The 23,482-nt window shown below is 68.6% G+C and carries 20 protein-coding genes; 8 read left to right on the top strand and 12 right to left on the bottom strand.

The features are described from left to right. Nucleotide 1 precedes the first annotated feature (1 nt). Complete coding sequence (ctaD, locus tag ABFT43_RS05415; protein ID WP_347959362.1) at nucleotides 2-1,786, bottom strand: aa3-type cytochrome oxidase subunit I; 1,785 nt, start codon at nucleotides 1,784-1,786, stop codon at nucleotides 2-4. A 310-nt stretch (nucleotides 1,787-2,096) separates the two neighbouring features. Here ctaD and ABFT43_RS05410 point away from each other — a divergent pair, with 310 nt between their 5' ends. Together ABFT43_RS05410 and ABFT43_RS05405 are read left to right on the top strand one after the other, a co-directional pair. Further along, nucleotides 2,097-3,071: an ABC transporter substrate-binding protein gene (locus ABFT43_RS05410; RefSeq protein WP_347959361.1), complete on the top strand. Its 975-nt coding sequence runs from the start codon at nucleotides 2,097-2,099 to the stop codon at nucleotides 3,069-3,071. Between the two features lie 285 nt (nucleotides 3,072-3,356). Beyond that, complete coding sequence (locus tag ABFT43_RS05405; protein WP_347959360.1) at nucleotides 3,357-3,845, top strand: beta-class carbonic anhydrase; 489 nt, start codon at nucleotides 3,357-3,359, stop codon at nucleotides 3,843-3,845. Nucleotides 3,846-3,902: 57 nt separating this feature from the next. On the opposite strand, the gene ABFT43_RS05400 is transcribed toward ABFT43_RS05405, so the two are convergent. Further along, nucleotides 3,903-4,058, bottom strand: coding sequence for a hypothetical protein (locus ABFT43_RS05400; RefSeq protein ID WP_347959359.1), 156 nt, complete (start codon nucleotides 4,056-4,058; stop codon nucleotides 3,903-3,905). 116 nt (nucleotides 4,059-4,174) lie between these two features. Here ABFT43_RS05400 and ABFT43_RS05395 point away from each other — a divergent pair, with 116 nt between their 5' ends. Both ABFT43_RS05395 and ABFT43_RS05390 read left to right on the top strand, forming a co-directional pair. Then, a complete protein-coding gene (locus ABFT43_RS05395) occupies nucleotides 4,175-7,147 on the top strand; it encodes a DEAD/DEAH box helicase (RefSeq protein WP_347959358.1) in 2,973 nt (990 codons plus the stop codon). After that, on the top strand, nucleotides 7,144-7,950 hold the full coding sequence (locus ABFT43_RS05390) for a hypothetical protein (protein ID WP_347959357.1): 807 nt from the start codon (nucleotides 7,144-7,146) through the stop codon (nucleotides 7,948-7,950). The genes ABFT43_RS05395 and ABFT43_RS05390 overlap by 4 nt, the downstream gene beginning before the upstream one ends. A 47-nt stretch (nucleotides 7,951-7,997) precedes the next feature. Here the strand turns inward: ABFT43_RS05390 and nrdF are convergent, their stop codons facing one another. The 5 genes from nrdF to ABFT43_RS05365 form a co-directional block, all read right to left on the bottom strand. Next, a complete protein-coding gene (nrdF, locus tag ABFT43_RS05385) occupies nucleotides 7,998-8,996 on the bottom strand; it encodes a class 1b ribonucleoside-diphosphate reductase subunit beta (protein ID WP_347959356.1) in 999 nt (332 codons plus the stop codon). A gap of 67 nt (nucleotides 8,997-9,063) precedes the next feature. After that, nucleotides 9,064-11,256: a class 1b ribonucleoside-diphosphate reductase subunit alpha gene (gene nrdE / locus ABFT43_RS05380; protein ID WP_347959355.1), complete on the bottom strand. Its 2,193-nt coding sequence runs from the start codon at nucleotides 11,254-11,256 to the stop codon at nucleotides 9,064-9,066. A gap of 99 nt (nucleotides 11,257-11,355) precedes the next feature. Then, a complete protein-coding gene (gene nrdI, locus ABFT43_RS05375) occupies nucleotides 11,356-11,814 on the bottom strand; it encodes a class Ib ribonucleoside-diphosphate reductase assembly flavoprotein NrdI (RefSeq protein WP_347959354.1) in 459 nt (152 codons plus the stop codon). Between the two features lie 235 nt (nucleotides 11,815-12,049). After that, nucleotides 12,050-12,286, bottom strand: coding sequence for a redoxin NrdH (locus ABFT43_RS05370; RefSeq protein WP_006898598.1), 237 nt, complete (start codon nucleotides 12,284-12,286; stop codon nucleotides 12,050-12,052). 545 nt (nucleotides 12,287-12,831) lie between these two features. Next, the gene (locus ABFT43_RS05365) at nucleotides 12,832-13,389 is read right to left on the bottom strand and encodes an NAD(P)H-dependent oxidoreductase (RefSeq protein WP_347959353.1); all 558 of its coding nucleotides are present in this window, start codon (nucleotides 13,387-13,389) and stop codon (nucleotides 12,832-12,834) included. Nucleotides 13,390-13,501: 112 nt separating this feature from the next. On the opposite strand from ABFT43_RS05365, the gene ABFT43_RS05360 reads away from it, so the two are divergent. Both ABFT43_RS05360 and hpxO read left to right on the top strand, forming a co-directional pair. Further along, nucleotides 13,502-14,128, top strand: coding sequence for a TetR/AcrR family transcriptional regulator (locus ABFT43_RS05360; RefSeq protein WP_347959352.1), 627 nt, complete (start codon nucleotides 13,502-13,504; stop codon nucleotides 14,126-14,128). Between the two features lie 124 nt (nucleotides 14,129-14,252). After that, nucleotides 14,253-15,410: an FAD-dependent urate hydroxylase HpxO gene (hpxO, locus tag ABFT43_RS05355; RefSeq protein ID WP_347959738.1), complete on the top strand. Its 1,158-nt coding sequence runs from the start codon at nucleotides 14,253-14,255 to the stop codon at nucleotides 15,408-15,410. A 140-nt stretch (nucleotides 15,411-15,550) separates the two neighbouring features. Here the strand turns inward: hpxO and eccB are convergent, their stop codons facing one another. Further along, nucleotides 15,551-17,029, bottom strand: a complete 1,479-nt coding sequence (gene eccB, locus ABFT43_RS05350; RefSeq protein WP_347959351.1) for a type VII secretion protein EccB — start codon at nucleotides 17,027-17,029, stop codon at nucleotides 15,551-15,553. Nucleotides 17,030-17,235: 206 nt separating this feature from the next. On the opposite strand from eccB, the gene eccE reads away from it, so the two are divergent. Next, entirely contained in the window at nucleotides 17,236-18,954 is a 1,719-nt protein-coding gene (gene eccE / locus ABFT43_RS05345; protein WP_347959350.1) for a type VII secretion protein EccE, read from the top strand. 37 nt (nucleotides 18,955-18,991) lie between these two features. Here eccE and manA read toward each other — a convergent pair whose 3' ends face one another. The 3 genes from manA to ABFT43_RS05330 all read right to left on the bottom strand — a co-directional run bounded on the left by manA (nucleotide 18,992) and on the right by ABFT43_RS05330 (nucleotide 22,114). Next, the gene (gene manA / locus ABFT43_RS05340; RefSeq protein WP_347959349.1) at nucleotides 18,992-20,284 is read right to left on the bottom strand and encodes a mannose-6-phosphate isomerase, class I; all 1,293 of its coding nucleotides are present in this window, start codon (nucleotides 20,282-20,284) and stop codon (nucleotides 18,992-18,994) included. After that, nucleotides 20,281-21,429, bottom strand: coding sequence for a hypothetical protein (locus tag ABFT43_RS05335; RefSeq protein WP_347959348.1), 1,149 nt, complete (start codon nucleotides 21,427-21,429; stop codon nucleotides 20,281-20,283). The genes manA and ABFT43_RS05335 overlap by 4 nt, the downstream gene beginning before the upstream one ends. Before the next feature lie 151 nt (nucleotides 21,430-21,580). Next, on the bottom strand, nucleotides 21,581-22,114 hold the full coding sequence (locus ABFT43_RS05330) for a DUF3499 domain-containing protein (RefSeq protein WP_347959347.1): 534 nt from the start codon (nucleotides 22,112-22,114) through the stop codon (nucleotides 21,581-21,583). A 105-nt stretch (nucleotides 22,115-22,219) separates the two neighbouring features. Between ABFT43_RS05330 and ABFT43_RS05325 the strand changes: the two genes are divergently transcribed. Beyond that, nucleotides 22,220-22,756, top strand: a complete 537-nt coding sequence (locus tag ABFT43_RS05325; protein WP_347959346.1) for a metallopeptidase family protein — start codon at nucleotides 22,220-22,222, stop codon at nucleotides 22,754-22,756. Nucleotides 22,757-22,961: 205 nt separating this feature from the next. On the opposite strand, the gene ABFT43_RS05320 is transcribed toward ABFT43_RS05325, so the two are convergent. After that, a complete protein-coding gene (locus ABFT43_RS05320) occupies nucleotides 22,962-23,225 on the bottom strand; it encodes a WhiB family transcriptional regulator (protein WP_347959737.1) in 264 nt (87 codons plus the stop codon). Nucleotides 23,226-23,482 lie beyond the last annotated feature (257 nt).

The following is a 23,482-nucleotide window of genomic DNA, read 5'->3' as shown; positions in this document are numbered from 1 at the left end:
GTCAGCGCGGATCGGGATCCGGCGACCCCTCGTGAGATCCGACGGTGAACGGCTCGCGACGAGCGTCCTCGAGCTGACGATCGTGACCTGCGCTGTGGCCCGGACCGACGTGGGCCTCGGCACGCATCCGCTCGATCATGTGCGGGTAGTGCAGCTCGAAGGCCGGACGCTCCGAACGGATGCGGGGCAGCTCGGTGAAGTTGTGCCGCGGCGGCGGGCACGAGGTGGCCCACTCCAGCGAGTTGCCGAAGCCCCACGGATCGTCGACGGTCACGACCTCGCCGTAGCGGTAGCTGCGGAAGACGTTCCACAGGAACGGCAGGGTCGACAGGCCGAGGATGAACGCACCGACGGTCGAGATGGTGTTCAGGGTGGTGAAGCCATCCGACGGCAGGTAGTCGGCGTAGCGACGCGGCATGCCCTCGTTGCCCAGCCAGTGTTGGACCAGGAAGGTCATGTGGAAGCCGATGAACGTCAGCCAGAAGTGGATCTTGCCCAGGCGCTCGTCGAGCATGCGTCCGGTCATCTTCGGGAACCAGAAGTAGATGCCCGAGTAGGTGGCGAACACGATGGTGCCGAAGAGCACGTAGTGGAAGTGGGCGACCACGAAGTAGCTGTCGGACAGGTGGAAGTCCAGCGGCGGGCTCGCGAGCAGGACGCCGGTCAGGCCACCGAAGAGGAAGGTCACGATGAAGCCGACGGCGAACAGCATCGGCGACTCGAACGTGATGTGTCCTCGCCACATCGTGCCGATCCAGTTGAAGAACTTCACACCGGTGGGCACCGCGATCAGGAACGTCATGAAGGAGAAGAACGGCAGCAGGACAGCCCCGGTGACGTACATGTGGTGCGCCCACACCGCGGCCGACAGGGCGGCGATCGCGAGGGTGGCGTAGATCAGGCCCGAGTAACCGAAGATCGGCTTACGCGAGAAGACCGGGAAGACCTCCGACACGATGCCGAAGAACGGCAGCGCGATGACGTACACCTCAGGGTGTCCGAAGAACCAGAACAGGTGCTGCCAGAGGATGACGCCGCCGTTGGCGGGGTCGTACAGGTGAGCACCGAACTGGCGGTCGACCTCCAGGCCCAGGAGAGCAGCGGTGAGCAGCGGGAAGATCAGCAGGATCAGGACGCTGGTCACCAGGATGTTCCAGGTGAAGATCGGCATGCGGAACATCGTCATGCCGGGGGCACGCAGGCAGACCACCGTGGTGATCATGTTGACCGCGCCGAGAATGGTGCCCAGACCGGACACACCCAGGCCCATGATCCACAGGTCGGCACCGACGCCGGGGCTGTGGACCGCGTCGGTCAGCGGCGTGTAGGCGGTCCAACCGAAGTCGGCTGCACCACCCGGGGTGATGAAGCCGGCGATGGCGATGGTCGAACCGAAGACGAAGAGCCAGAAGCCCAGCGCGTTGAGGCGCGGGAAGGCGACGTCAGGCGAACCGATCTGCAGCGGCAGCACGAAGTTCGCGAAGCCGATGACGATCGGGGTGGCGTACATCAGCAGCATCACGGTGCCGTGCATCGTGAAGAGCTGGTTGAACTGCTCCGTCGACAGGAACTGCATGCCCGGGTGAGCGAGCTCGCCACGCATCAGCAGCGCCATGAGGCCGCCGATCAGGAAGAACGCAAAGCACGCAGAGATGTACATCATGCCGATCAGCTTGTGATCGGTCGTGGTCAGCAGCTTGTAGATGAACGAACCCTTGGGCTGATAGCGCTCCGGGAATGGACGCACTGGAGCCACTTGCGTGGTGGGTTGGTCTACCGCGGTCACAGATCCTCCTCTTGCCCGAGCGCGACGCCGAACCCCTTCGGTCGTCGGTCGGCACATGAACAAACCGAGCGCTGGGTACTGATCCTAAACCCTCTCCGACGCCCGGGCCGACCGGGTCCTACGATCTGTCGTAATTCCAGCGCAACGGGCCATATCGACCGTGCTCAACGCCTTTTCAGGGCGACGCGCCAGGCGGCCGGCGCGCCACTTCGGGCGACCACGACCGCCGGTGTCGAGGCCACCTCGAAGCCTACGCTCGACGCCACCGCGCCGGTGCTAGGTTGGGCGGGTGCAGAGCAGGGTCAGGAGTATGCGGAAGCGCACGATCTGTGCGGCAGCTCTTCTCGGTGTTGTCGTCGCGGCATCGGCGGGTTGTTCCGGCGACGAACCGCTGGCCACACCCGACGGCTCCCCCATCTCCACCACGGTGACGCGCGTCGCGGAGGTCAACATCGTCTCCGCCGACCGTGACCCCGCCAAGACCTGCCTGGCCCCCACCGCACCCGACGCCGGCGCCACCGACGTCACCCGCATCGTGGTGACCGACCCGCGCCTGCTCGACGCGCTGTGCGCCCTCGGTATCGGAGACAAGGCGGTGGCGGTGACCGCCGACCCCGGCTCCGTCCCGGCCTACCTCGGCCCCCGACTCACCGCGGTGCCGACGATCGGGGCCACGCCAGACGCCGCTGCGGTCGCCGAGGCCGACGCCGACCTGGTGCTCACCACGCCGCAGACCGCGTCGTCGGCGAAGCCGTTCGACGACGCCCGCTCGGCGACGATCCCCGACGGGACGTGGCAGGAGCAGTTCCAAGCAGTGGCCGACGCGGTCGGACGCAGTGACGCCGGCCGCGAGCGGCTCGCCGAGTTCAGCACCGAGGCCCGCAAGACCGGCAAGCGCATGGACGCGTTCCACACGCAGGTGTCGCTGGTGCGGTTCGGCCCGGACTCGGAGACGATCGCCGGCACCGACACCTTCGCCGGACAGATCCTCGCCGAGATCGGCGTCCAGCGGCCCGCCGCTCAGCGGGTACCCGACTCCTTCCCCGTCGACTCGGAGAACTTCCGCGAGGCCGAAGGCGACCTCATCTATGTGAGCTGGGAGGGCGAGGAGGGGCAGAAGCACGCCGAGAAGGTGCTCCTCAGCGACGAATGGCTGAACCTGGGCGCGTCGATGTGGAAGCGCGTCCTCGCCGTCGACGACGACATCTGGTACGACTCGTCCGGCCTGGCGGCCGCGTGGCTGGTGCTGAACGACGTCAAGGGGTCGTTGGACGGAAACAGCTGAGCTCCACCCGAGACGGGAATCGCTCCCCTTCTTTCCGGCCGAGACCGCATCGCCCACGGAGTCCGGCGCCCACGGAGTCCGGCGCCCACGGAGTCCGGCGCCCACGGAGTCCGGCGCCCACAGAGTCCGGCGCCCACGGAGTCCGGTGTCGAAGCGGTGGCGCCCCGGAACAGACTCCGCCGCATCGAAGCCGTTCGCCTAGCACTCCGTCGGATGGAGTCACCCTTTGCGATCAGCGCAGGCCAAACCCTACGCAAGCACCTGGCGATTCATCACTGTTGGCGCATGAGTGTCACCGACGAGTACCTGGCCAACAACGCCGAATACGCCAAGACGTTCTCCGGTCCCCTGCCGCTGCCGCCGAGCAAGCACGTCGCCATCGTCGCCTGCATGGACGCCCGCCTCGACGTCTACCGCGTCCTCGGCCTCAAGGAGGGGGAGGCCCACGTCATCCGCAACGCCGGCGGCGTCGTCACCGCCGACGAGATCCGCTCGCTCGCGATCAGCCAGCGACTGCTGGGCACCACCGAGATCATCCTGATCCACCACACCGACTGCGGCATGCTGACCTTCACCGACGACGACTTCAAGCGCGAGATCCAGAACGAGATCGGCCAGAAGCCGGAGTGGGCCGCCGAGTCGTTCACCGACATCGACGAGGACGTCCGCCAGTCGCTCAACCGCATCCGGAACAGCCCGTTCATCACCAAGACCACCTCGCTGCGTGGATTCGTCTTCGACGTTGCCACGGGTCTGCTGCGCGAGGTCTCCTGACGCCGACACACCACTGACCGGGCGCCCGCCGCCGGCGCCCGGTCGGTCTCCGGTGAACTAGTCCCCGGAGTCGTCGGACCGCTGCACCGCGTCGGGTGCGTTCTCCCGGGTCGCCATACCGCCCTGACGGCCGTGGTCCTTCGGGCCCGGAGGATCCTCACGGACCTCCTCGGTGCCCTTGGCGTGCTCTGCCTGTCTGTCGGACTTCCCCATCGGTGACTCCTCTCGCCCCGCGTGACGCGGATCCGCAGACGGAGGTCTTACCCCGTAGCGCCGACAAGGAAACCGGCATCGTCGGTCACCGCCGATAGACTGGCGCCCGATCATCGATGCCATCGCAACCCCAGCACGGCGGCCCGGATTCCGCCCCGACGACGCCCGCACCCCTGCACGCCCTGTGGCGTCCCGGTGTGGGTATGTCGGTGTGGGTCGACGGCGATCCCGCGGACCTGCCCGAACCGCTGCGCGAGGCCCTCGGCGGCCGACGGTTCCGCAGCGACATACCCGTCATCGGCGACGGAGGCCGCCGCAGGTTCGTCCGCGCCGCCACTCTGGGCATCACGACCGCCGTCGTGTTGCTCGACGCCTCTCGGTCGGTCGCGGTCACCGGCGACGTCCGCTGGTACCGGTATCTGCTCGACGGGGTGCGCTCGTTCGTCGCCGCGGGTGCGGTCGCCCCGACCGTCGTGCAGATCGCCGGCGAGTGGCTGCTCCGGTGGAGCGCCGTCCCCACTCCGACCTGGCGCGGTTGGCACGCCGTCGCCCTCGACGGCGCCCCGGACGCCCTGCTGCACAACGGCACTCGGTCGGCGATCGACGACTTCCTGACCGAGCTCGTCGACCACGAGTGCCGCGCCGCGATCGCCCGCTCCGGGCCGCGCTGGGGCGAGCCGAACCCGTCGTCGCCGGTGGTGCGGGCGCTGCTGCCCGGCACCGACGTCCCGACGCCGTGCTCGCCCGATCGCCTGTCGAGGGCCGCGAGCAGCTGGCTGAAGTGGAATTCGGGCACCGCCCGCGATGACCTCTCCCTCATCTTCCGGCTCCACGAACCGGAGTACGACGCCCCCTCCGAGGGCCACTGGGACGACGCGTGGGACGACGACACGTTCGAGCTGCCCGGCCGCGAGGAGGTCGCCGAGAGCTCCCGGTGGCGGTTGGAGGTGTGCCGGCGCAGCGTCGACGGCCAGATCGAACCGGTCGCCCCGCATCGGCTCGACGCCCACGAACTCGACGAGATCACCACCGGGCTGGCCGAAGCGGTGCGGGCGTTCCCGGAACTCGACCGCGCCGACCCCGACCGCGGGTCCCTCGACTTCCTGCTGCCCACCGACGTGGCCGCCGAGCTGTTCCCGACCGGCGCCGCCGCACTGGGCGCGGCCGGAATCCCGGTTCTGCTCCCCCGGACCATCGCCGAGGTCCGGCCGAGCCTCACCCTGCGCGCACTGCCCCCGCCCGGCGGTGGCGCGCCTGCGGCGATGGTCGGGTTGCGCGAGATCCGCGAATTCGAGTGGCGGCTGGCGCTCGGCGAGGCACCGGATGCCCTCACCCTCACCGACGCCGATCTCGACGAACTATCCGGGCAGAAGGGCGATCTCGTACGTGTCCGTGGCGTGTGGGTAGTCGCCGAGGGAGCCGCTCTCACCCGGGCTGCGGCGTTCGTCGCCGCCCAACGTGCGCTCGCCGCGACGCAACCGCCGGCGGACGTCGGCGAGTTGCTCGGACTGGTGACCGGCGCATCGGATCAGATTCCGGTGCCGGTCACCCGCGTCGAGGGTCTGTCCTGGCTCGACGACATCGCCACCGCCGGCGCCATCCGACCCGAACCCGTCACTCCCCCACCTACTCTCGAGGCCACGCTGCGGCCGTATCAGCAGCGCGGCCTGGACTGGCTGGCCCACCTGTCGAGGCTGGGCGTCGGCGGCGTGCTCGCCGACGACATGGGCCTGGGCAAGACGTTGCAGGTGATCGCGCTCGAGTGCCTGGAGCGCGCCCCCGACGGCGAGGTCCCCGGGCCGTCGCTGGTGGTGTGTCCGATGTCCCTGGTGGGCAACTGGTCTCGCGAGATCACCCGCTTCGCGCCGACGCTGAGGGTGGCGGTCCACCACGGGCCGTCACGTGCGTCCGGCACCGTGTTCGACACTGTCCGCGACTCCGTCGACATCGTCATCACGACCTTCGCGATCGCCGCCCGCGACCACGAACTGTTGTCGTCGCGGCCGTGGCACCGCATCGTCGTCGACGAGGCGCAGCACCTGAAGAACGTGAACACCATCGCCTCCAAGGCGGTACGAACCATCCCCGCCGACCGTCGGCTCGCCCTCACCGGCACCCCGGTGGAGAACCGTCTCGAGGATCTGCGCGCCGTCATCGACCTCGTGAACCCGGGGTTGTTGGGGTCGGCGTCGGTGTTCCGTGCACGGTACGCAGAACCCATCGAACGCGACCGCGACACCGGTGCGCTGCGTAGACTCTCGGCGATCACCCGGCCGTTCATCCTGCGGCGCGAGAAGACCGACCCGGCGATCGCCGCGGACCTGCCGGAGAAGGCCGACTTCGCGGTACGCGCCAACCTCACTGTCGAACAGGCCGCGCTGTACCGGGCCGTCATCGACGAACTGATGGAGGCGCTACGCGACAAACAGCAGCGAACCCTCCGACGCCGCAACGTGCTCGCCGCCCTCACGCGGCTCAAGCAGATCTGCAACCATCCTGCGCACTACCTGGCCGACGGCACCGCTCTGCTGCGGGACGGCGAACACCGTTCGGGCAAGGTCGAACTGCTGTCCGACATCGTCTCCACCGTCGCCGACGAGGGCGACCGCGCACTCGTGTTCACGCAGTTCGCCGCCTTCGGCGAGATGCTGTCGGGCTGGCTGTCCGAGGAGTTGGGCACCGGGATCCCGCTGCTGCACGGAGGACTCGGCCGGGCCGACCGCGACCGGCTCGTCGCCGATTTCCAGGCCGACGAAGGCCCACCGGTCATGCTCGCGACGCTCAAGGCCGGCGGCACCGGTCTCAACCTGACCGCCGCCAACCACGTCATCCACATCGACCGTTGGTGGAACCCGGCGGTCGAGGACCAGGCCACCGACCGTGCCTACCGCATCGGACAGAACCAGAAGGTGTCGGTGCACCGATTCGTCTGCGTCGGGACCATCGAGGAGCGGATCGACGACATGATCACCAGGAAGCGCGAACTGTCGCAGCTGACGGTCGCGGCGGGCGAGAACTGGGTGTCCGACCTCGCCGACGACGAGCTGTTCGAATTGCTGCGCCTGCGCGACGAGGCGGTGAGCGAATGAGCGCACGCAAGAGCGCCGGACGCAAGGGCTCGCGCGGGACCATCGCCGTCCGCGGATACGCGCTCACCCCGTGGTCGCGTGCGTTCGTCGACGTCGTCGAGGGACGCGGCGCGGACGGGACGGCAGTCGCCGACAGCCGCCACATCACGAAGGCGCGCAGGTACTTCCGGGATCGTCACGTGCGCGGCCTGCGGATCGGCGCGGGCCGGGTGACCTCATCGGTGGAGGGCACCCAGCTCGAGCCGTTCGACGTCATCCTCACCACCCGCACCGTCGACACCCCCACGGTGGCGGATCTGCTCCGCGACCGGGGCGCCGTCGGCGAACTCATGCGGCTGACACGCGGCGAGCAACCGCCGGTCCTCGGTGAGCTGCTGCTGCCCACCGAGTCGGCGGACATCGCGATCGACTGCACCTGCCCCGACGAGGCGCCGCGGTGTGTGCACGCGCTCGCCACCGCCTACGAGGTGGCCGCCGAGATCGACCGCTCGCCACTCACGCTGCTCACCGTGATGGGAACCGACCTGCGGGGACTGCTCGCCGAGATCGACGCGCGCCCTGCGGCTTCCGAGACCTCGTCCGAGGAGTCGTCGGGCAGCGCTCTGAGGCCCGACGACTTCTACGGGACGAATTCTCCGCTGCCACCGTCGCCGTCGGTGCCGCGGATGAATCCGCTGACCGCACTGGACGGGTCGGAATTGCGGGCGGCGCTGCGCGCAACCGGCGTCGCGCCGGCCGACATCGCGGAGGCGATCGACGAGCTCGGCGACCTCTACGACCGCCTCTCCGCCGGGGATTCGTAGAAGTTGTCGGCGCTATCCGCCCACTACTTCTACGCTTCGCCAGGCCTCTAGAAGTCCCAGTCCTCGTCTTCGGTGTTGACGGCCTTGCCGATGACGTACGAGCTGCCCGACCCCGAGAAGAAGTCGTGGTTCTCGTCGGCGTTCGGCGACAGCGCCGACAGGATCGCCGGGTTCACGTCGGTCTCGTCCTTCGGGAACATCGCCTCGTAGCCGAGGTTCATCAGCGCCTTGTTGGCGTTGTACCGCAGGAACTTCTTGACGTCCTCGGTGAGCCCGACCTCGTCGTAGAGGGACTCGGTGTAGTCGCTCTCGTTGTCGTACAGCTCGAACAACAGCTCGAAGGCGTAGTCCTTGAGCTCCTGACGACGCTCCGGCGACTGGGTCTCCAGGCCGCGCTGGTACTTGTAGCCGATGTAGTAGCCGTGGACGGCCTCGTCGCGGATGATGAGGCGGATCAGGTCGGCGGTGTTCGTCAGCTTCGCGCGGCTCGACCAGTACATCGGCAGGTAGAAGCCCGAGTAGAACAGGAACGACTCGAGCAGTGTCGAGGCCACCTTGCGCTTCAGCGGGTCGTCGCCACGGTAGTAGTCCATGACGATGTGCGCCTTGCGCTGGAGGTTCTCGTTCTCCTCCGACCAGCGGAAGGCCTCGTCGATCTCCTTGGTGGAGCACAGCGTCGAGAAGATCGAGCTGTAGGACTTGGCGTGCACCGACTCCATGAAGGCGATGTTGGTGAGCACCGCCTCCTCGTGCGGGGTGGTGGCGTCCGGGATCAGCGACACTGCGCCGACCGTGCCCTGGATGGTGTCGAGCAGCGTCAGGCCGGTGAAGACCCGCATGGTGAGCTGCTTCTCGTATTCGGTCAGCGTGCTCCACGACTGGATGTCGTTGGACACCGGCACCTTCTCCGGCAGCCAGAAGTTGCCGGTCAGGCGATCCCAGACCTCGGCGTCCTTCTCGTCGGGGACGCGGTTCCAGTTGATCGCCGACACCCGATCGATCAGCTTGATGGGTGCGCCGTCGGCAGGGCTGTGCGTGGAGGTCATCGAGTCTTCCTCATCTGGTGGGTCGAGTGGAGTTCGGAAGTATCTGAAGCTGTTGCACCGCTGCAGATCACAGCATGCACGACACGCAACCCTCGACCTCGGTCCCCTCGAGGGCCATCTGGCGGAGGCGGATGTAGTACAGCGTCTTGATCCCCTTGCGCCACGCGTAGATCTGCGCCCGGTTGACGTCGCGCGTGGTGGCGGTGTCCTTGAAGAACAGCGTCAGGCTCAGACCCTGGTCGACGTGCTGCGTCGCCGCGGCATAGGTGTCGATGATCTTCTCGTACCCGATCTCGTACGCATCCTGGTAGTACTCCAGGTTGTCGTTGGTCATGTACGGCGCCGGGTAGTAGACGCGCCCGATCTTGCCTTCCTTGCGGATCTCGATCTTCGCCGCGACCGGGTGGATCGAGCTGGTCGAGTGGTTGATATAGCTGATCGAACCGGTCGGCGGGACGGCCTGCAGGTTCTGGTTGTAGATGCCGTAGCGCTGGACCGACTCCTTGAGCTCACGCCAGTCGTCCTGCGTCGGGATGTGAATTCCCGACTGCGCGAACAGATCCCGCACCTTCTGGGTCTTCGGCTCCCACACCTGGTCGGTGTACTTTTCGAAGAACTCACCGGTGGCGTACTTCGACTTCTCGAACCCGGCGAACGCCCGGCCGCGCTCCTTGGCGATCTTGTTCGACGCCCGGATCGCGTGGTACGTCACCGTGTAGAAGTAGATGTTCGTGAAGTCGATGCCCTCTTCGCTCCCGTAGAAGATCCGCTCGCGGGCGAGGAAGCCGTGCAGGTTCATCTGGCCCAGGCCGATGGCGTGGGATTCGTTGTTGCCCCGCTCGATCGACGGCACCGAGGTGATCGCCGTCTGGTCGCTGACCGCGGTCAGACCGCGGATGGCGACCTCGATGGTCTTGCCGATGTCGGGGGAGTCCATCGTCTTGGCGATGTTCAGCGAGCCGAGGTTGCACGAGATGTCCTTGCCCACATGGGAGTAGGACAGATCGTCGTTGAACGTCGACGGGGTCGAGACCTGCAGGATCTCCGAGCACAGGTTGGAGTGGGTGATCTTGCCGTCGATCGGGTTGGCCCGGTTCACCGTGTCCTCGAACATGATGTACGGGTAGCCCGACTCGAACTGCAGCTCGGCGAGGGTCTGGAAGAACTCGCGGGCGTTGATCTTGGTCTTGCGGATCCGACGGTCCTCGACCATCTCGTGGTAGCGCTCGGTGACGTTGATGTCGGCGAACGGCACACCGTAGACGCGCTCGACGTCGTACGGACTGAACAGGTACATGTCGTCGTTGGCCTTGGCCAGATGGAACGTGATGTCCGGGATCACGACACCCAGCGACAGCGTCTTGATGCGGATCTTCTCGTCGGCGTTCTCACGCTTGGTGTCGAGGAAGCGCAGGATGTCGGGGTGGTGCGCGTGCAGGTACACCGCGCCGGCACCCTGACGTGCGCCGAGCTGGTTGGCGTAGGAGAACGAGTCCTCGAGCAGCTTCATGATCGGGATGACGCCCGAGCTCTGGTTCTCGATCTTCTTGATCGGGGCGCCGTGCTCGCGGATGTTGCTCAGCAGCAACGCGACACCGCCGCCGCGCTTGGACAGCTGCAGCGCCGAGTTGATCGCGCGGCCGATCGATTCCATGTTGTCCTCGATGCGGAGCAGGAAGCACGAAACCGGTTCGCCGCGCTGCTTCTTGCCCGAGTTGAGGAAGGTCGGGGTGGCCGGCTGGAAGCGGCCGTCGATGATCTCGTCGACGAGGTCGCGGGCGAGCGAACGATCACCGTCGGCGAGCGTCAGCGCGACCATGCACACGCGGTCCTCGAACCGCTCGAGGTAGCGCTTCCCGTCGAAGGTCTTCAGCGTGTAGCTGGTGTAGTACTTGAACGCACCGAGGAACGTCGGGAAACGGAACTTCTTGCTGTAGGCGTGCTTGAAGAGGTCCTTGACGAATTCACGGTCGTACTTGTCGAGGATCTCGGCCTCGTAGTAGTTCTCCTCGACGAGATAGTCGAGCTTCTCGTCGAGGTCGTGGAAGAAGACCGTGTTCTGGTTGACGTGCTGCAGGAAGTACTGCCGGGCCGCCTCGCGGTCCTTGTCGAACTGGATCTTGCCGTCCGCGTCGTACAGGTTGAGCATCGCGTTGAGCGCGTGGTAGTCGAGCTCGGCGGGGTCGTGCCCCGACGGACCGGCATGAACGCCCGACTTGCTGGCTGAGTTGGTGTCCGAGACGGTGACGGTGGGCGACACGACAGATGACTCCTTGTGGGCTGGAACCTTGCGGGCAGGCTATTGGAGGGGTGTGACAGAACGTGGACGACGGACCGGGTGCGACGCGCGGGGCGCCGCTCAGGCGGGCGTGGCGTGCAGCGACGGTCCGCCCGTGAACGCCTGACTGCGGACGAACTCGGCGAGGCCCGCGCGCACGCGCTCGACGTCGTCGGCGGTGCCCATCAATTCGAATCGGTACAGGTAGGGCACGCGGCATTTCCGCGAGATGATGTCGCCGGCGTGGCAGAACTCCTCACCGAAGTTGGTGTTGCCCGCGGCGATCACCCCCCTGATGAGTGACCGGTTGTGCTCGTCGTTGAGGAAGCGGATCACCTGCTTCGGCACGAACCCGCCGGTTTGCCCGACCTTGCCCCCACCATACGTGGGGCAGATCAGCACGTAGGGTTCGTCGACCCGGAACCCCTCGGCGCCGCCGGTCAGCGGAATACGCTCGGCGCGCATGTCCAGCTTCTCGACGAAGCGCCGGGTGTTCTCGGACACGGAGGAGAAGTAGACGATCAGCGGCGATGCCGACATGTCTGCCTCCAACCCTGCGGTGACCGATTGACGATTCGTTCCACGCCCCGCCCGCCCGGCCCGACGGCCGGTCGCGGACGGTGTCGTGGAGTTCCAACAACTGAACCGAGGTGGTCATTTCCCCTACCCGGGATCGACCACGGTGCTTGTCGTCCGTCACGTCCCGACGCGGCTGACCCGGCTTCCCCTTCGGATCACACCTGCGTCGGCGTCGTGGCGGGCGTCGACGAGGAGATCAGGCTGCTGCGGTGGCGAGCTTCTTGATGCGGTCCGGACGGAATCCCGACCAGTGCTCGTCGCCGGCGACCACGACCGGCGCCTGCAGGTAGCCGAGCGCCATGACGTAATCACGCGCCTCGGGATCCTGGCTGATGTCGACGACCTCGTAGGACAGACCCAGCTTGTCGAGGGCCTTGTAGGTGGCGTTGCACTGGACGCATGCCGGCTTGGTGTAGACGGTGATCGAAGACATCGAGTGGTTCTCCTCAGTCGTTGTGAATCGCCAGTGACTTGCGGTTTCCCAGTGTGAAGAAGGTGATTTGGGTCACGCTCCTACGAGGCGTTTCGCGGGGATCGATGCCCGCCCCGGCGTCCGCCTCACTGGTAGTGCAAACACTACACCTAGTGGCTGACTTTTCTGGGCACCACAAGGGGTTGTGAATAACATCCGTGAAAGACATGCAGGTCGCAGCGGTGCACGATCACAAATTCCGGCGTGTCGTGGCCGCGTTCGGCGTGTCGCTCACAGGTTGTCCAGCGGTCCTCCACAACGTGTGCACCAGCAGTCCACAGTCCGGTCACGAAACGGACACACGGGCTTCACCGGACCCCCTCCCCACACCGTGCCACCCATCCCAGGCCCGAAGCCGGGCGCAAACCGGAGCGCCCCGCCGGGACAGTGGACCCCGGACACGACGACGCCGCGCCGGGATGGGACCCGGCGCGGCGTCATTCGGTGAGAGGAAAGCTCGGTGCGGGACGGCGCCGTGACCGTCGGGCACCACCAGTGCGCGAGACTCAGGCGCTGACGGTGACCTCGTCCACGAGACGGCTCACCGACGCGACGACCTTCTCGACGATGGTCGGATGGGTGAGACCACCCTCGGGCAGTGCGGGGATCTGCAGGCCGAGGTCGGCCTCCTCGATCGCCTTCCCGCCGGCGACGCCGACCGCCTTGCGGGTGTCCTCGCGGGTCCACTGGCCGCCGTACTGGCCGAGGGCCGCCGACAGGACCGCGACGGGCGTGCCGCTCAGGGCGCCGTTGCCATAGGGGCGCGACAGCCAGTCGATGGCGTTCTTCAGCGCGGCCGGGATCGAGCCGTTGTACTCCGGGGTGGCGATGAGCACGGCGTCGGCCGCACCGACCTTCTCGCGCAGGGCCGTCACGGCCGGGTCCAGTCGGCCCTCGACGTCGATGTCCTCGCTGTAGAACGGGAGCGAACCGAGGTCGTCGACGATGGTGACACGGACACCCTCGGGGGCGTTGTCCGCGGCCACCTGGGCCAGCTGACGGTTGATGGAGGCGGCGCGGAGGCTTCCGACCAGGGCGACCAGTTCGACGGTTCGATCCGACATGGGTTTCCTTTCGAAGACGCGGCTCCGACCCTCGTGGGCCGGGGATACGGAGGGTTTAACCGGACCAGGGTCCGATTGATTCCCGGTCGAGGTCAAGAGTTACCCTCATCACGTGTCGAACGGGCCCGACCACTCCCCGATCCCCCTCTCCTTCAACATCGCGGAGACAGAACGTGCCGACGCCGCACGTAACCGGCGATTGTTGCTGGCCGCTGCCAAGAACCTGATCGACCATCACGGGGCGTCCGCGGTGACGATGGAGGCGGTCGCACGCGAGGCGGGTGTGGGCAAGGGCACAGTCTTCCGGCGCTTCGGCAGCCGCACCGGGCTGATGCTGGCGCTGCTCGACCATTCCGAATCCGAGATGCAACAGGCCTACCTCTCGGGCCCGGAACCGCTCGGACCGGGCGCGCCGCCACTCGACCGGCTGCTCGCCTACGGCCGCGCCCGGCTCAAGCTCACCTGCGATCACCTCGACATCCTCCTCGAGGCCGGCGGGACCGCCGAGGACTTCCTCACCCACCCGGCGGGCCGGGCGTCGACCCAGCACGTCCGTATCCTGTTGCGACAGCTCGGTTTCGACGACGATCTCGAGTTCATGGCGCTGTCCATCCAGGCTCCGATGTCGGCCGGCTCCGTCCGGTACCTCACACAGGAGGTCGGTCTCGACCTGCAGACCATCACCGACCAGTGGCAGCGGATGGTCATCGACCTCGTTCGGGCCCGTCGATCGCACTGACCGCGACGCTCGTCGCACCGGCCTCTGCTCGCCGCGCGGAGACCGAGGTGTCGCCCTAGCCTTGTGACTACCGCCGCGGCGACCCGACGGCGGCTCGCTCGTGGAGAAGAAAGCGGTGGTGAGTGTGAAGGCAGTGATCGTCGGCGCGGGGATGGGCGGGATGTCTGCGGCGATCGCCCTCGAGCAACTCGGCTTCGACGTCGAGGTCTACGAGCAGGTCACCGAGAACAAGCCGGTCGGCGCCGCGATCTCCGTGTGGTCCAACGGCGTCAAGTGCCTCAACCACCTCGGCCTGGAGAAGGAGACCGCCGAGCTGGGCGGCATCGTCGACTCCATGAGCTATGTCGATGCCTTCACCGGTGACACGATGTGCCGCTTCAGCATGCAGCCGCTCATCGATCAGGTCGGCCAGCGCCCCTACCCCATCGCCCGCGCCGAGTTGCAGCTGATGCTGATGAACGCCTACGGCCTCGACGACATCCATTTCGGCAAGAAGATGGTCGCGGTGCACGACGACGGCGATCGCGCCACCGTCGAATTCGCCGATGGCACCAGCGATTCCGGAGACATCGTGATCGGCGCCGACGGCGCCAGGTCGCTGGCGCGCGAGTACGTGCTGGGACATCCCGTAAAGCGACGCTACGCCGGCTACGTCAACTTCAACGGCCTCGTCGAGATCGACGAGAAGATCGGCCCGGCCACGGAATGGACGACCTACGTGGGTGACTCACGACGGGTGTCGGTGATGCCGGTGGCGGGCAACCGTTTCTATTTCTTCTTCGACGTCCCGATGCCCGAGGGCGTTCCGTTCGAGCGCGGCACCGCCCGCGAGTTCCTCGCGCAGGAGTTCGCCGACTGGGCCCCGGGTGTGCAGACCCTCATCGAAAAGCTCGATCCCGCAACGACGAACCGCGTCGAGATCCTCGACCTCGACCCGTTCCACACCTGGGTGAGGGGACGCGTCGCGGTCCTCGGCGACGCCGCGCACAACACCACCCCCGACATCGGGCAGGGCGGGTGTTCGGCGATGGAGGACGCCGTGGCCCTGCAGTTCGCGTTCAGGGAGCATCCCGACGACGCCCACGCCGCGCTCGCCGCCTACGAGGCCGCCCGCACCGAACGCGCCGGCGACCTGGTGCTGCGGGCCCGTAAGCGGTGCGACGTCACCCACGGCAAGGACCCGAAGAAGACCGCGGCCTGGTACGAGGAACTCCGCCGGGAGGACGGCACCAACATCATCCGCGGGATCGTCGGCAACATCATGGGCGGGCCGCTCACCTGAGCCAAGTCACCCGGTTCGCTTCGCCCCAGGCCCTGTCGCCCCCGGGTCGCGCAGAATCGCGCCTCGAATCCAGAAGCGCTGTCCGGAAATAACGCTTCTGCACATCAACCCGCGATTCTGGCGGCCGCGCGTGGGGACCGCTACTCCCCGTCGCGCTCGATCTCCTGGGTCCGCAGACCGTCGTGCGCCATCAGCGCGGCCTCCCGGGACAGCGTCGGGCCGGGCGCGAGCAGTGACACCACCGACCACGGTGCGAGTGCAGGCGAGTCCGGCAGGCCGAGCACGGCCGCGGTCTCGGCGCCCGGAACGCCGAAGCGCACGCCGGAGTCGTTGACGTAGAACAGCGACTCTCTGCGGGTCGAGTCGTCTTCGTTCCCGGTCACCTGCACGTACTCCCCGGAGCCCGGCGGGAGGTACACCTGGTCGAGCCCCGGTCCGGAGCCGTCGCCCGAGGTGAGCAACACCGGCACCGCGTCGGACTTCAGCGGCAGGGCCCGCCCGGCGAGGAGCATGGTCCCGGCCCGCGGCTCGTCGGCCTTGCGGGTCCAGGTGCGGCACAGCGTCGGATCGGCCGCGACGCCGAGCGGTTTGGGCGTGAGCTGAGGGAAGTCGCCGAGCGGCAGGGTGTCCACGACCTTCACACTGGCGAGCCGGCCGGGCGGCACGGTCCGGACCTGCGCGTCGCCCTTCCGGTCGGCGAGCCGCAGGATCTGAGCGGTCGGCTCGCTGATCTCCTGCACCCCGTCACGCAGCACGAGATGGTAGCTGGTCTCGTCGTCGACATCGACCGACCTCACCACCGAGCCCACGCTGAGCGAGTCGACCGCGCCGCGTTGTCCGGCGTTCGGGATCGCCGGAACCCTGATGGGGTCGACGAGCGGGAACGCGCTCAGCAAACCCGGGGACATGCGGCGCGCGGTCACGCCCTCGAGGCCGAGCGCGCGCATCACCGGAGCGCTGGCGGTGTCGATCTCGGCCCGCACCGGACTCCAGGCGCCGTTGCGAAACAACTGATAGACGAGGAAGGTCTTGTCACCGGAGTTCACGAGCACGGAATCCGACGGCGCGACGACGTGCGCGGTGTCGTCGCCGAGGACGGGCTCGTCGCCGATCACCGTCTGCCGCAGGGATTCCGCCGAGCCGTCCGAGGACACCTCGGCGGTGTCGCACACCGTCCACGTCGAGGTGCCCCTGTGCGCCGGACCCGGCAGTGCCGCCGGCGCGCCCGGGATGCCGAGCAGCGGGCCGCGCGCGTAGGTCTTCAGCTTGTCGTCGGCCACCGACGTCGGCTTCTCCGAGCTGCCGCTGATCAGGCGCGCCGAGGCGAGGTTGAGGACCGGGTGGAGGGTGTCCTCGATCAGGACGTAGGTGCTGCCGCTGTTCTTTCCGACGACGATGGTCGCGTCACCGACCGAGCCCTGCGGCCGGATGAGGCCCCACACCCCGCAGCCGCCGAGGACGAGCAGGCCCAGGACCGTGCCGACGACCAGCGCCTGTAACTGGGAACGCATCGGATCGTGCAGCATCCGCACATCGCGGCGCACGAGAGCATGTTCGAGGCGCTTGATGAGGAATCGGTAGCCGTTGACCTGAGCCTTGGTCGTCAGCTGACGTGCCACGACTCCCCCCTGTCCGCACCGTCGGCGTCCTGACGACAGCCGACGGCGGCCAGGACGGTTGTGATCTCCGGCGACGTACCCCCCGTCGCGCGGTAGTAGCCTAGCCGACGAACATGCCCCCGACACGTGGGGCTCCGCCGGTTGTGGAGACCCGCCGGCGGTGGCGTCCGACGACGTCGACGGGGGAACCGAGGGGGCGGACAGGCGTGGACCGGAACACGCGCGCGACAGCGATGCGCACACTCGTGGTGGTCGAGGTGATCCTGGCCGCGGGCCTGGTCACCTGGGCTCTCTCGGGGAGCAGGTGGGGCTCCGCGGCCCTCGCCCTGGCGGCCGTGCTGGCCGTCGGACTCATCCGCTTCGGCGGACGCCCGTCGGTGTTCGGTCGGCTGTGGAGCCGGGCCGCGTTCTCGCTGTCGCGGACGCGCCGACGCACCGCCGACCTCGCGCCCGCCCCGTTCGACGTCCCCCTGGCCAGACCGTCGACACGTCCCGCGGCACGTCGGTCGTCGGCCCCGACCACGATCGGCGCCCGGTGGGTCGGCGACACCCTCGTGACCGTGATCCGCGTCGATCCGGGCGGTCCCGCGGTCACCTACCTCGCGCCGGGATCGAGCACGCCGTCCGACGAGTCCGGTCAGGTCATCCCGCTCGACGTCCTCGCCGAGTGCATCAATCGCTACGACATCGTCCTCGGCTCCATCGAGGTCATCAGTCACGGTGTGCGCGTATGGGGATCGGGGGTCGCGCCGGCGACCTACGAGCGTACCCTCGGCCCGCTGGCCGCCACCGCCCAGCGATCGGTGTTCGTGGTCCTGCGACTCGACCCGCTCGACTGCCCGGACGCGGTCGCGCGACGCGGCGGTGGGGCCGCCGGCGCCCTCCGCACCGCCACCGTCACCACACGCCGCGTCGCGAAACGCCTCAGCGAGCACGGCCTGGGCACGACTATCCTCTCGGCCGCGCAGATCACCTCGGTCACCACCCAGCTCACCGAGGGAGCGAGCATCGACTCCCTCGAGGAGGAATGGGATTTGGTCGGGGCCGCCGGACTCCGCATCCGCACCGCCGCGGTCGAACCCGCGGCGCTGTCCGGCGTCATCCGCGACGTCTGGGTGAACCCGGCGGTGTCGACGACGTTCACCTTGCGACTCCGCCAGGTCTCCACCGACCGCCGGGGTCGCGGCGACCGCAACGAGGTCGAGGTGACCGGATTCGTCCGGTTCAACGAGTTCCCGGGCGCCCATCGCGCGCTGTCGGCGTGGCCGGAGGGTCTCGTCCCCCTCGACGGCCGACAGTTCGAGGCGCTCACCGTGAGTCTGCCGATCGCCGGTGCCACCCGCCTCGACCGTGATCTGCCGAACCTGACCGGCGAAGCGGCACAGGACTTCCTGCGATCGGTCCGACTGCCCGCGGGCGGCTGCGGTCAGCTGATCGGCGCCGACCACGCGGGGCGTGCCGTCGCGACCCGACTCGTCGGCCCCGGAATCGCCACCGTCGCGGTCTCGGCAGGCATCCACGTGGTCGCGCAGATCGCGCTGCGGGCGGTCGCGGTAGGGGCCTCGGTCCGCATCCACACGGACCGGCCGCACCGGTGGGCTCCCGTGGTGAACGCCGTCGGCGATCCGAGCGCCCTCTCGCTGGCCGGCGACCGCACCCCAGCGCGTCCGGGCCCGGCACTGGTCATCGCCGACGGGGTGACCCCGCCTCCGCCGCAGGCGGATACGACGCGGATGATCGTCACCGCGCCGGGCCTCGACGACCCGAACAGCGCACACACCGTCACGTTGAGCCAGAATCCGCGTGCGCCGCAGGATCTTTCCCTGACGGCAGGCGGCGCGCCGGTGATGGTGACGATGGTCGCCACACCGGACGAGTGGAAGCTGATCGGCGGCTACCCAGAACCTGCCGCCGCACGAGGCTGAGCACGCACATCGGCGCGCGGCCGGTGGTCGGGGTGCGTCACTCCGCGGCGCTGACCGCGGGCTCCGCCGACGCGCCGCCCTCGACCGCCGACACCGCGACCGGGACGAGCGCGCGGTAGAACACCGCCCGGGACGACGCGGCGTGCACGATGACGTCCGGGTCGGAGTCGGTGATCCACAGCGCACGTCCCGCCGGGATCGTCAGCGGCGTGCCGCCGACCGGCCGGACCTCGATGGCGCCGCTGAGCACCGCGAGGATCTGCGGGCCGGGCATGTCGAAGCAGATCGACGACGCGTGGTGCAATCCGGTGCCGTCCAACTCGATCCGCGACAGCCGGAACTCCGGCGCCGGGGTGAGATAGATCTGCTCGGCGCCGAGGGTGCGCACCGACGGCGCCAGATCGGCGGGATCGACCGGGGTGAAGTCGAGGACGCGCAGAAGCTCCGGGACGTCGATGTGCTTGGGTGTGAGCCCGCCGCGCAGGACGTTGTCGGAGTTGGCCATGATCTCCACGCCGGTGCCGCGTAGGTACGCGTGCAGGTTGCCCGCCGGCAGGTACAGGCCCTGCCCCGGTTCGAGGTGGACGTGATTGAGCAGCAGCGACGCCAGCACGCCGGGATCGTTCGGGTAGTCCTCGCCGAGTTCGCACAGGGTGCGCAGTTCCGCGGTGAAGTCGGACCGCCCCTTGCTGAGCACCTCGACCGCGCCGCGCAGCACCGCCGGGACGAGCCGGCGGATCAACGCCTCCGGCAGGGTCAGCCAGGTGGTGAACACCGCCCGCAGACCCTCCGAATCCGGTTGTCCCGCCAGCATTCCCAGGTAGTGGTCGAGTTCACTGACCTGCAGCTCACGCAGCAGGGCCACGGTCTCCTGCGGGTCGCGGAACCCGGCCAGCGCGTCGAACGGCGTGATCGCGACGATCAGTTCGGGCTTGTGCCACGGGTCCTTGTAGTTGCGGTCGCGGGCGTCGAGTGCGAGCCCGCGCGCGTTCTCGCGTTCGAAGCCCTCCCGCGCCTGTTCCGACGACGGGTGCGCCTGCAGCGACAACGGTTCCTCGGCGGCGAGGATCTTGAGCAGGAACGGCAACCGGTCACCGAACGCCTCGGTGCTGGCGGGCCCGAGGGTCGACGTCGGGTCGGCGTCGATCACGTCCACCAGCGGTTGCGGCGGGCCGGACGGGTCCACACACGTCGCCGAACCCGCCGGATGGGAACCGAACCACAGTTCGGCCTCCGGATGCGCCGACGGGACAGGCCTGCCCTGGATCGACGCGATGGCCGTTCGCGAACCCCATGCGTAGGGACGCACCACTCCCTCGAGAATCCTCATTGCACCGTGTTCCCAATCAGGCGGAGGTACACCGCCGCCATCTCGATCCTCAACGCCACGAGCAGGAAGTCCAGGACGTCGCCCGGACCGTCGGCCACCGGGTCCTCGCCCGGCAGCGGATGCAACTCCCGACGCGGCTGCGACCGGCCGTCCGGCACCCCGTCGGCCGCGTCGACGCCGACCACGAGGTCGACGTCGCCGAGACCGGTCACACGCTGCCGCGTGTACCACTCACGACGTGCGGTGGACACGACGAGGATGCGCGGGGCCACCTCGGCCGGCGGCTCGTCGAAGTCCGGGTCGTAGAAGATCGAGTCGGTGGCCGACGCGCCCGGCGACCGTGCCGCCAACAGCCGCGACATCCTCGCCACCTCGGCGAGTTCGGCGACGGCGCCGACGATTCCCGCGAGACCGACGAGGCTCGCCACGGCATGGGCGGCGATCACGGTGCCCGCCGGGGAGTCCGAGGTCCACACCGCCGGCCGATCCTGCAGCCGTACGGCCAGGGACTTGGCACGATTGTGGAAGGTCTCGCGACCCGGATGCGACGCCGAGGCCTCGGCGTCGAGCGCGTCGGCCACGTCGTCGAGGACCGGGACCGGGCCGGTGACCCGCACCTGGGTGAGGCCGCCGAAGACGGCCAGCAGCGCCGCGACGAAGCCGGCGAACCGGAAGCGGGGTTCGATGTCGAATCGCGGCGACAGGTCGATCCCGTTGCCACCCAGGGCATCCCGCAACGGTCCGGCGATCGGCGCGGCGACGATCACCTCGGCGCGTCGGCGGCCGGCGCGTGCGGCGGCGTCGGCGAGGGCCATGTCGCCGGCATCCTCGCCGACCACGACCACGACGTCGAGGGGGCCCACCCAGCCGGGCAGGACAGGCGAGGTGACGAGCGGGACGTCGACCCGGGATGCGACCGCGGCCACGCTCAGCCCGGCGGCACGATGGGCGACCTCGCTGGAACCGTGGACGACCACCACACTGCGCGGCCGGAGATCGGCGAGCGGTGCCAGGACGCCCTCGCGGGCGGCCTCGGCCGTGGCCCGGACCTGCGCCCCGGCGAGCGCGGCGGTACGCAGGAGACCGTCGACGTCTGCGGAGAGGAGTTCCTCGGCGTCGTCGAGGTCGGGGGCACCGGTACGCATGGAACCAGCGTAGCCAGCCACTGGGACACCCGCCCGGCTACGCGACAGACTCACATCCGGCGATGGTCGAAGAGGTCCCGGACCGTGCGCAGGGGTCATCCGACGAGCCGTGGGAAGGCGGGGGTCGCGTCGTGAGCGTGGCGGTACGCGTTCAGTCGACCGGGTCCGGCAGGACACGCAGGTGTCCTCGGCGTCCCGGACGCGGACGGGTCTGGTGACGGGGCGTGGAGGAGCCGGACGATCCCTGCGTCAACGGCGACGGCGGATCGACGGGCCCGGCGCGGTGGCGACCACTCCGGCGGTCGGCGAGGGCGGCGTCGAAGGCCGCCTCGACCGACGAGCGGCCGTTGTCGAAGCCGTCGAGGGAATCGACCTGGCCGAGGGTGTTGTCGAAGCCCGGACGCGGTCCACCGGCGACGGCACCGGCCTCACGGACGGCCTCGGCGAGCGCGGTCAGCTCGTGGTCCTCGGCAGGCACCGAGAACCCGCGCTCGCTACGCAGCATCTCCCACCCGCGCGGGACGGTGATCCGCCGCGCGTGGTCTTCGCACAGATCCCAGGAGTGCGGCTCCTCCGAGGTCGCCAACGGGCCGATGACCGCGGTCGATTCGGCGTAGACGAAGGTCAGGGTAGCCACCGCGGATCGGGCGCAGCCGGGTCGGCAGCACAGACGGGGAAGCTTCACGTGACGAGATTAGCCCGGCGGCTCGGCAACCACGGAGCCGACACGCTCAGCGGCGCCCACGGGGCGGACGCGACATGTGCCACTCCGACCTCCTACACTCGCGCCATGCGCATCCACCCGAAGCCGGCGCGCGGCTCCTACGGCACCCCGAGCCCCTACGGCATCTCGGGTCCCCGTCGTGGTCGCCGGCGGCCCGGGCGTCTCCGGGACCGCCGCGGTCGTGGGCTGCGTTCCCCGCTGCTGCCGCAGCACGTGCCCGCCTACAACACGCGCTCCGACGAGTTCGACGCGATCGCGCTGGAGGCGTTCGCCGAGATCGACGCCAACTGGCACGACCAGCTCGCCGGTCTCGACATCGCGGTCGACGAGATCCCGCGACTGCTCCCCCGCGACCCGGAGACGGTCGAGTGGCCCGACGAGGTCACCGCGGACGGCGCGGTGCCGCTGGCGCGTCTGATCCCGGCCGGCATGGATGTCCACGGCGTGCCGACGCGCGCGCAGATCATCCTGTTCCGCAGGCCGCTGGAATCCCGCGCCAAGAAGGGCACGGATCTGCTCGAGCTGATCCACGAGGTGCTCGTCCAGCAGGTGGCCACGCACCTGGGACTCGACGAGGACACGATCGACCGCGGACCCGAGTGACGTCCCCTCGGGTGTTTCCGCGGTCGATGATCGTGTTCGACGCACTCGGCGTCGAACCGCAGGCCTGATCCCACCTCCCGGCGGTGGCCGCGTCGCTTCTCGACGGCCTGATCTGAAAGAAGACCGTCGCAGAAGTTGATCCGTTCGGACGACATCCGAACCGGCGACATCTCGCTTGTCGCCCAGTCGAATTCCTCGATCCGGACTAGACGATGCCGCGCTTGAGGCGACGCCGCTCGCGCTCCGAGAGCCCACCCCAGATACCGAAACGCTCGTCGTTGGCGAGGGCGTACTCGAGGCACTCCGCCTTGACCTCGCAGCCCTGGCAGATGCGCTTGGCCTCGCGGGTCGAGCCACCCTTCTCCGGGAAGAACGCCTCAGGGTCGGTCTGCGCGCACAGCGCGCGGTCCTGCCACTGCTCCTCGACGACGTCGAAGAGTTCGTCGAAACCGTTGGGCACCAAGGCCAGATGACGACGAGCGGACTGGTCGTCATCCCCACGACCTGCGAGATCCGCGACGGTGTCACCGGTTTCGGGGACACCGGCGAACGCGGTCCCGCCGATCATCGAATCGTCAACGGGCCCAATGCCGCGGAGGACATCGGAGTCCGTGGCACCCGGGGTGACGTGGTTCTCGCGGACGCTGGGTTCAGCGATGTATTGCGGGCGATCATGTGGTTCAAGCGGATTGCCGATCGGGTTTTCCAAAGCCATCGTCGGCGCCT

The organism is Gordonia aurantiaca, assembly GCF_039939235.1.
Lineage (GTDB): Bacteria > Actinomycetota > Actinomycetes > Mycobacteriales > Mycobacteriaceae > Gordonia.
This window is presented reverse-complemented; position numbering and strand designations above follow the sequence as displayed.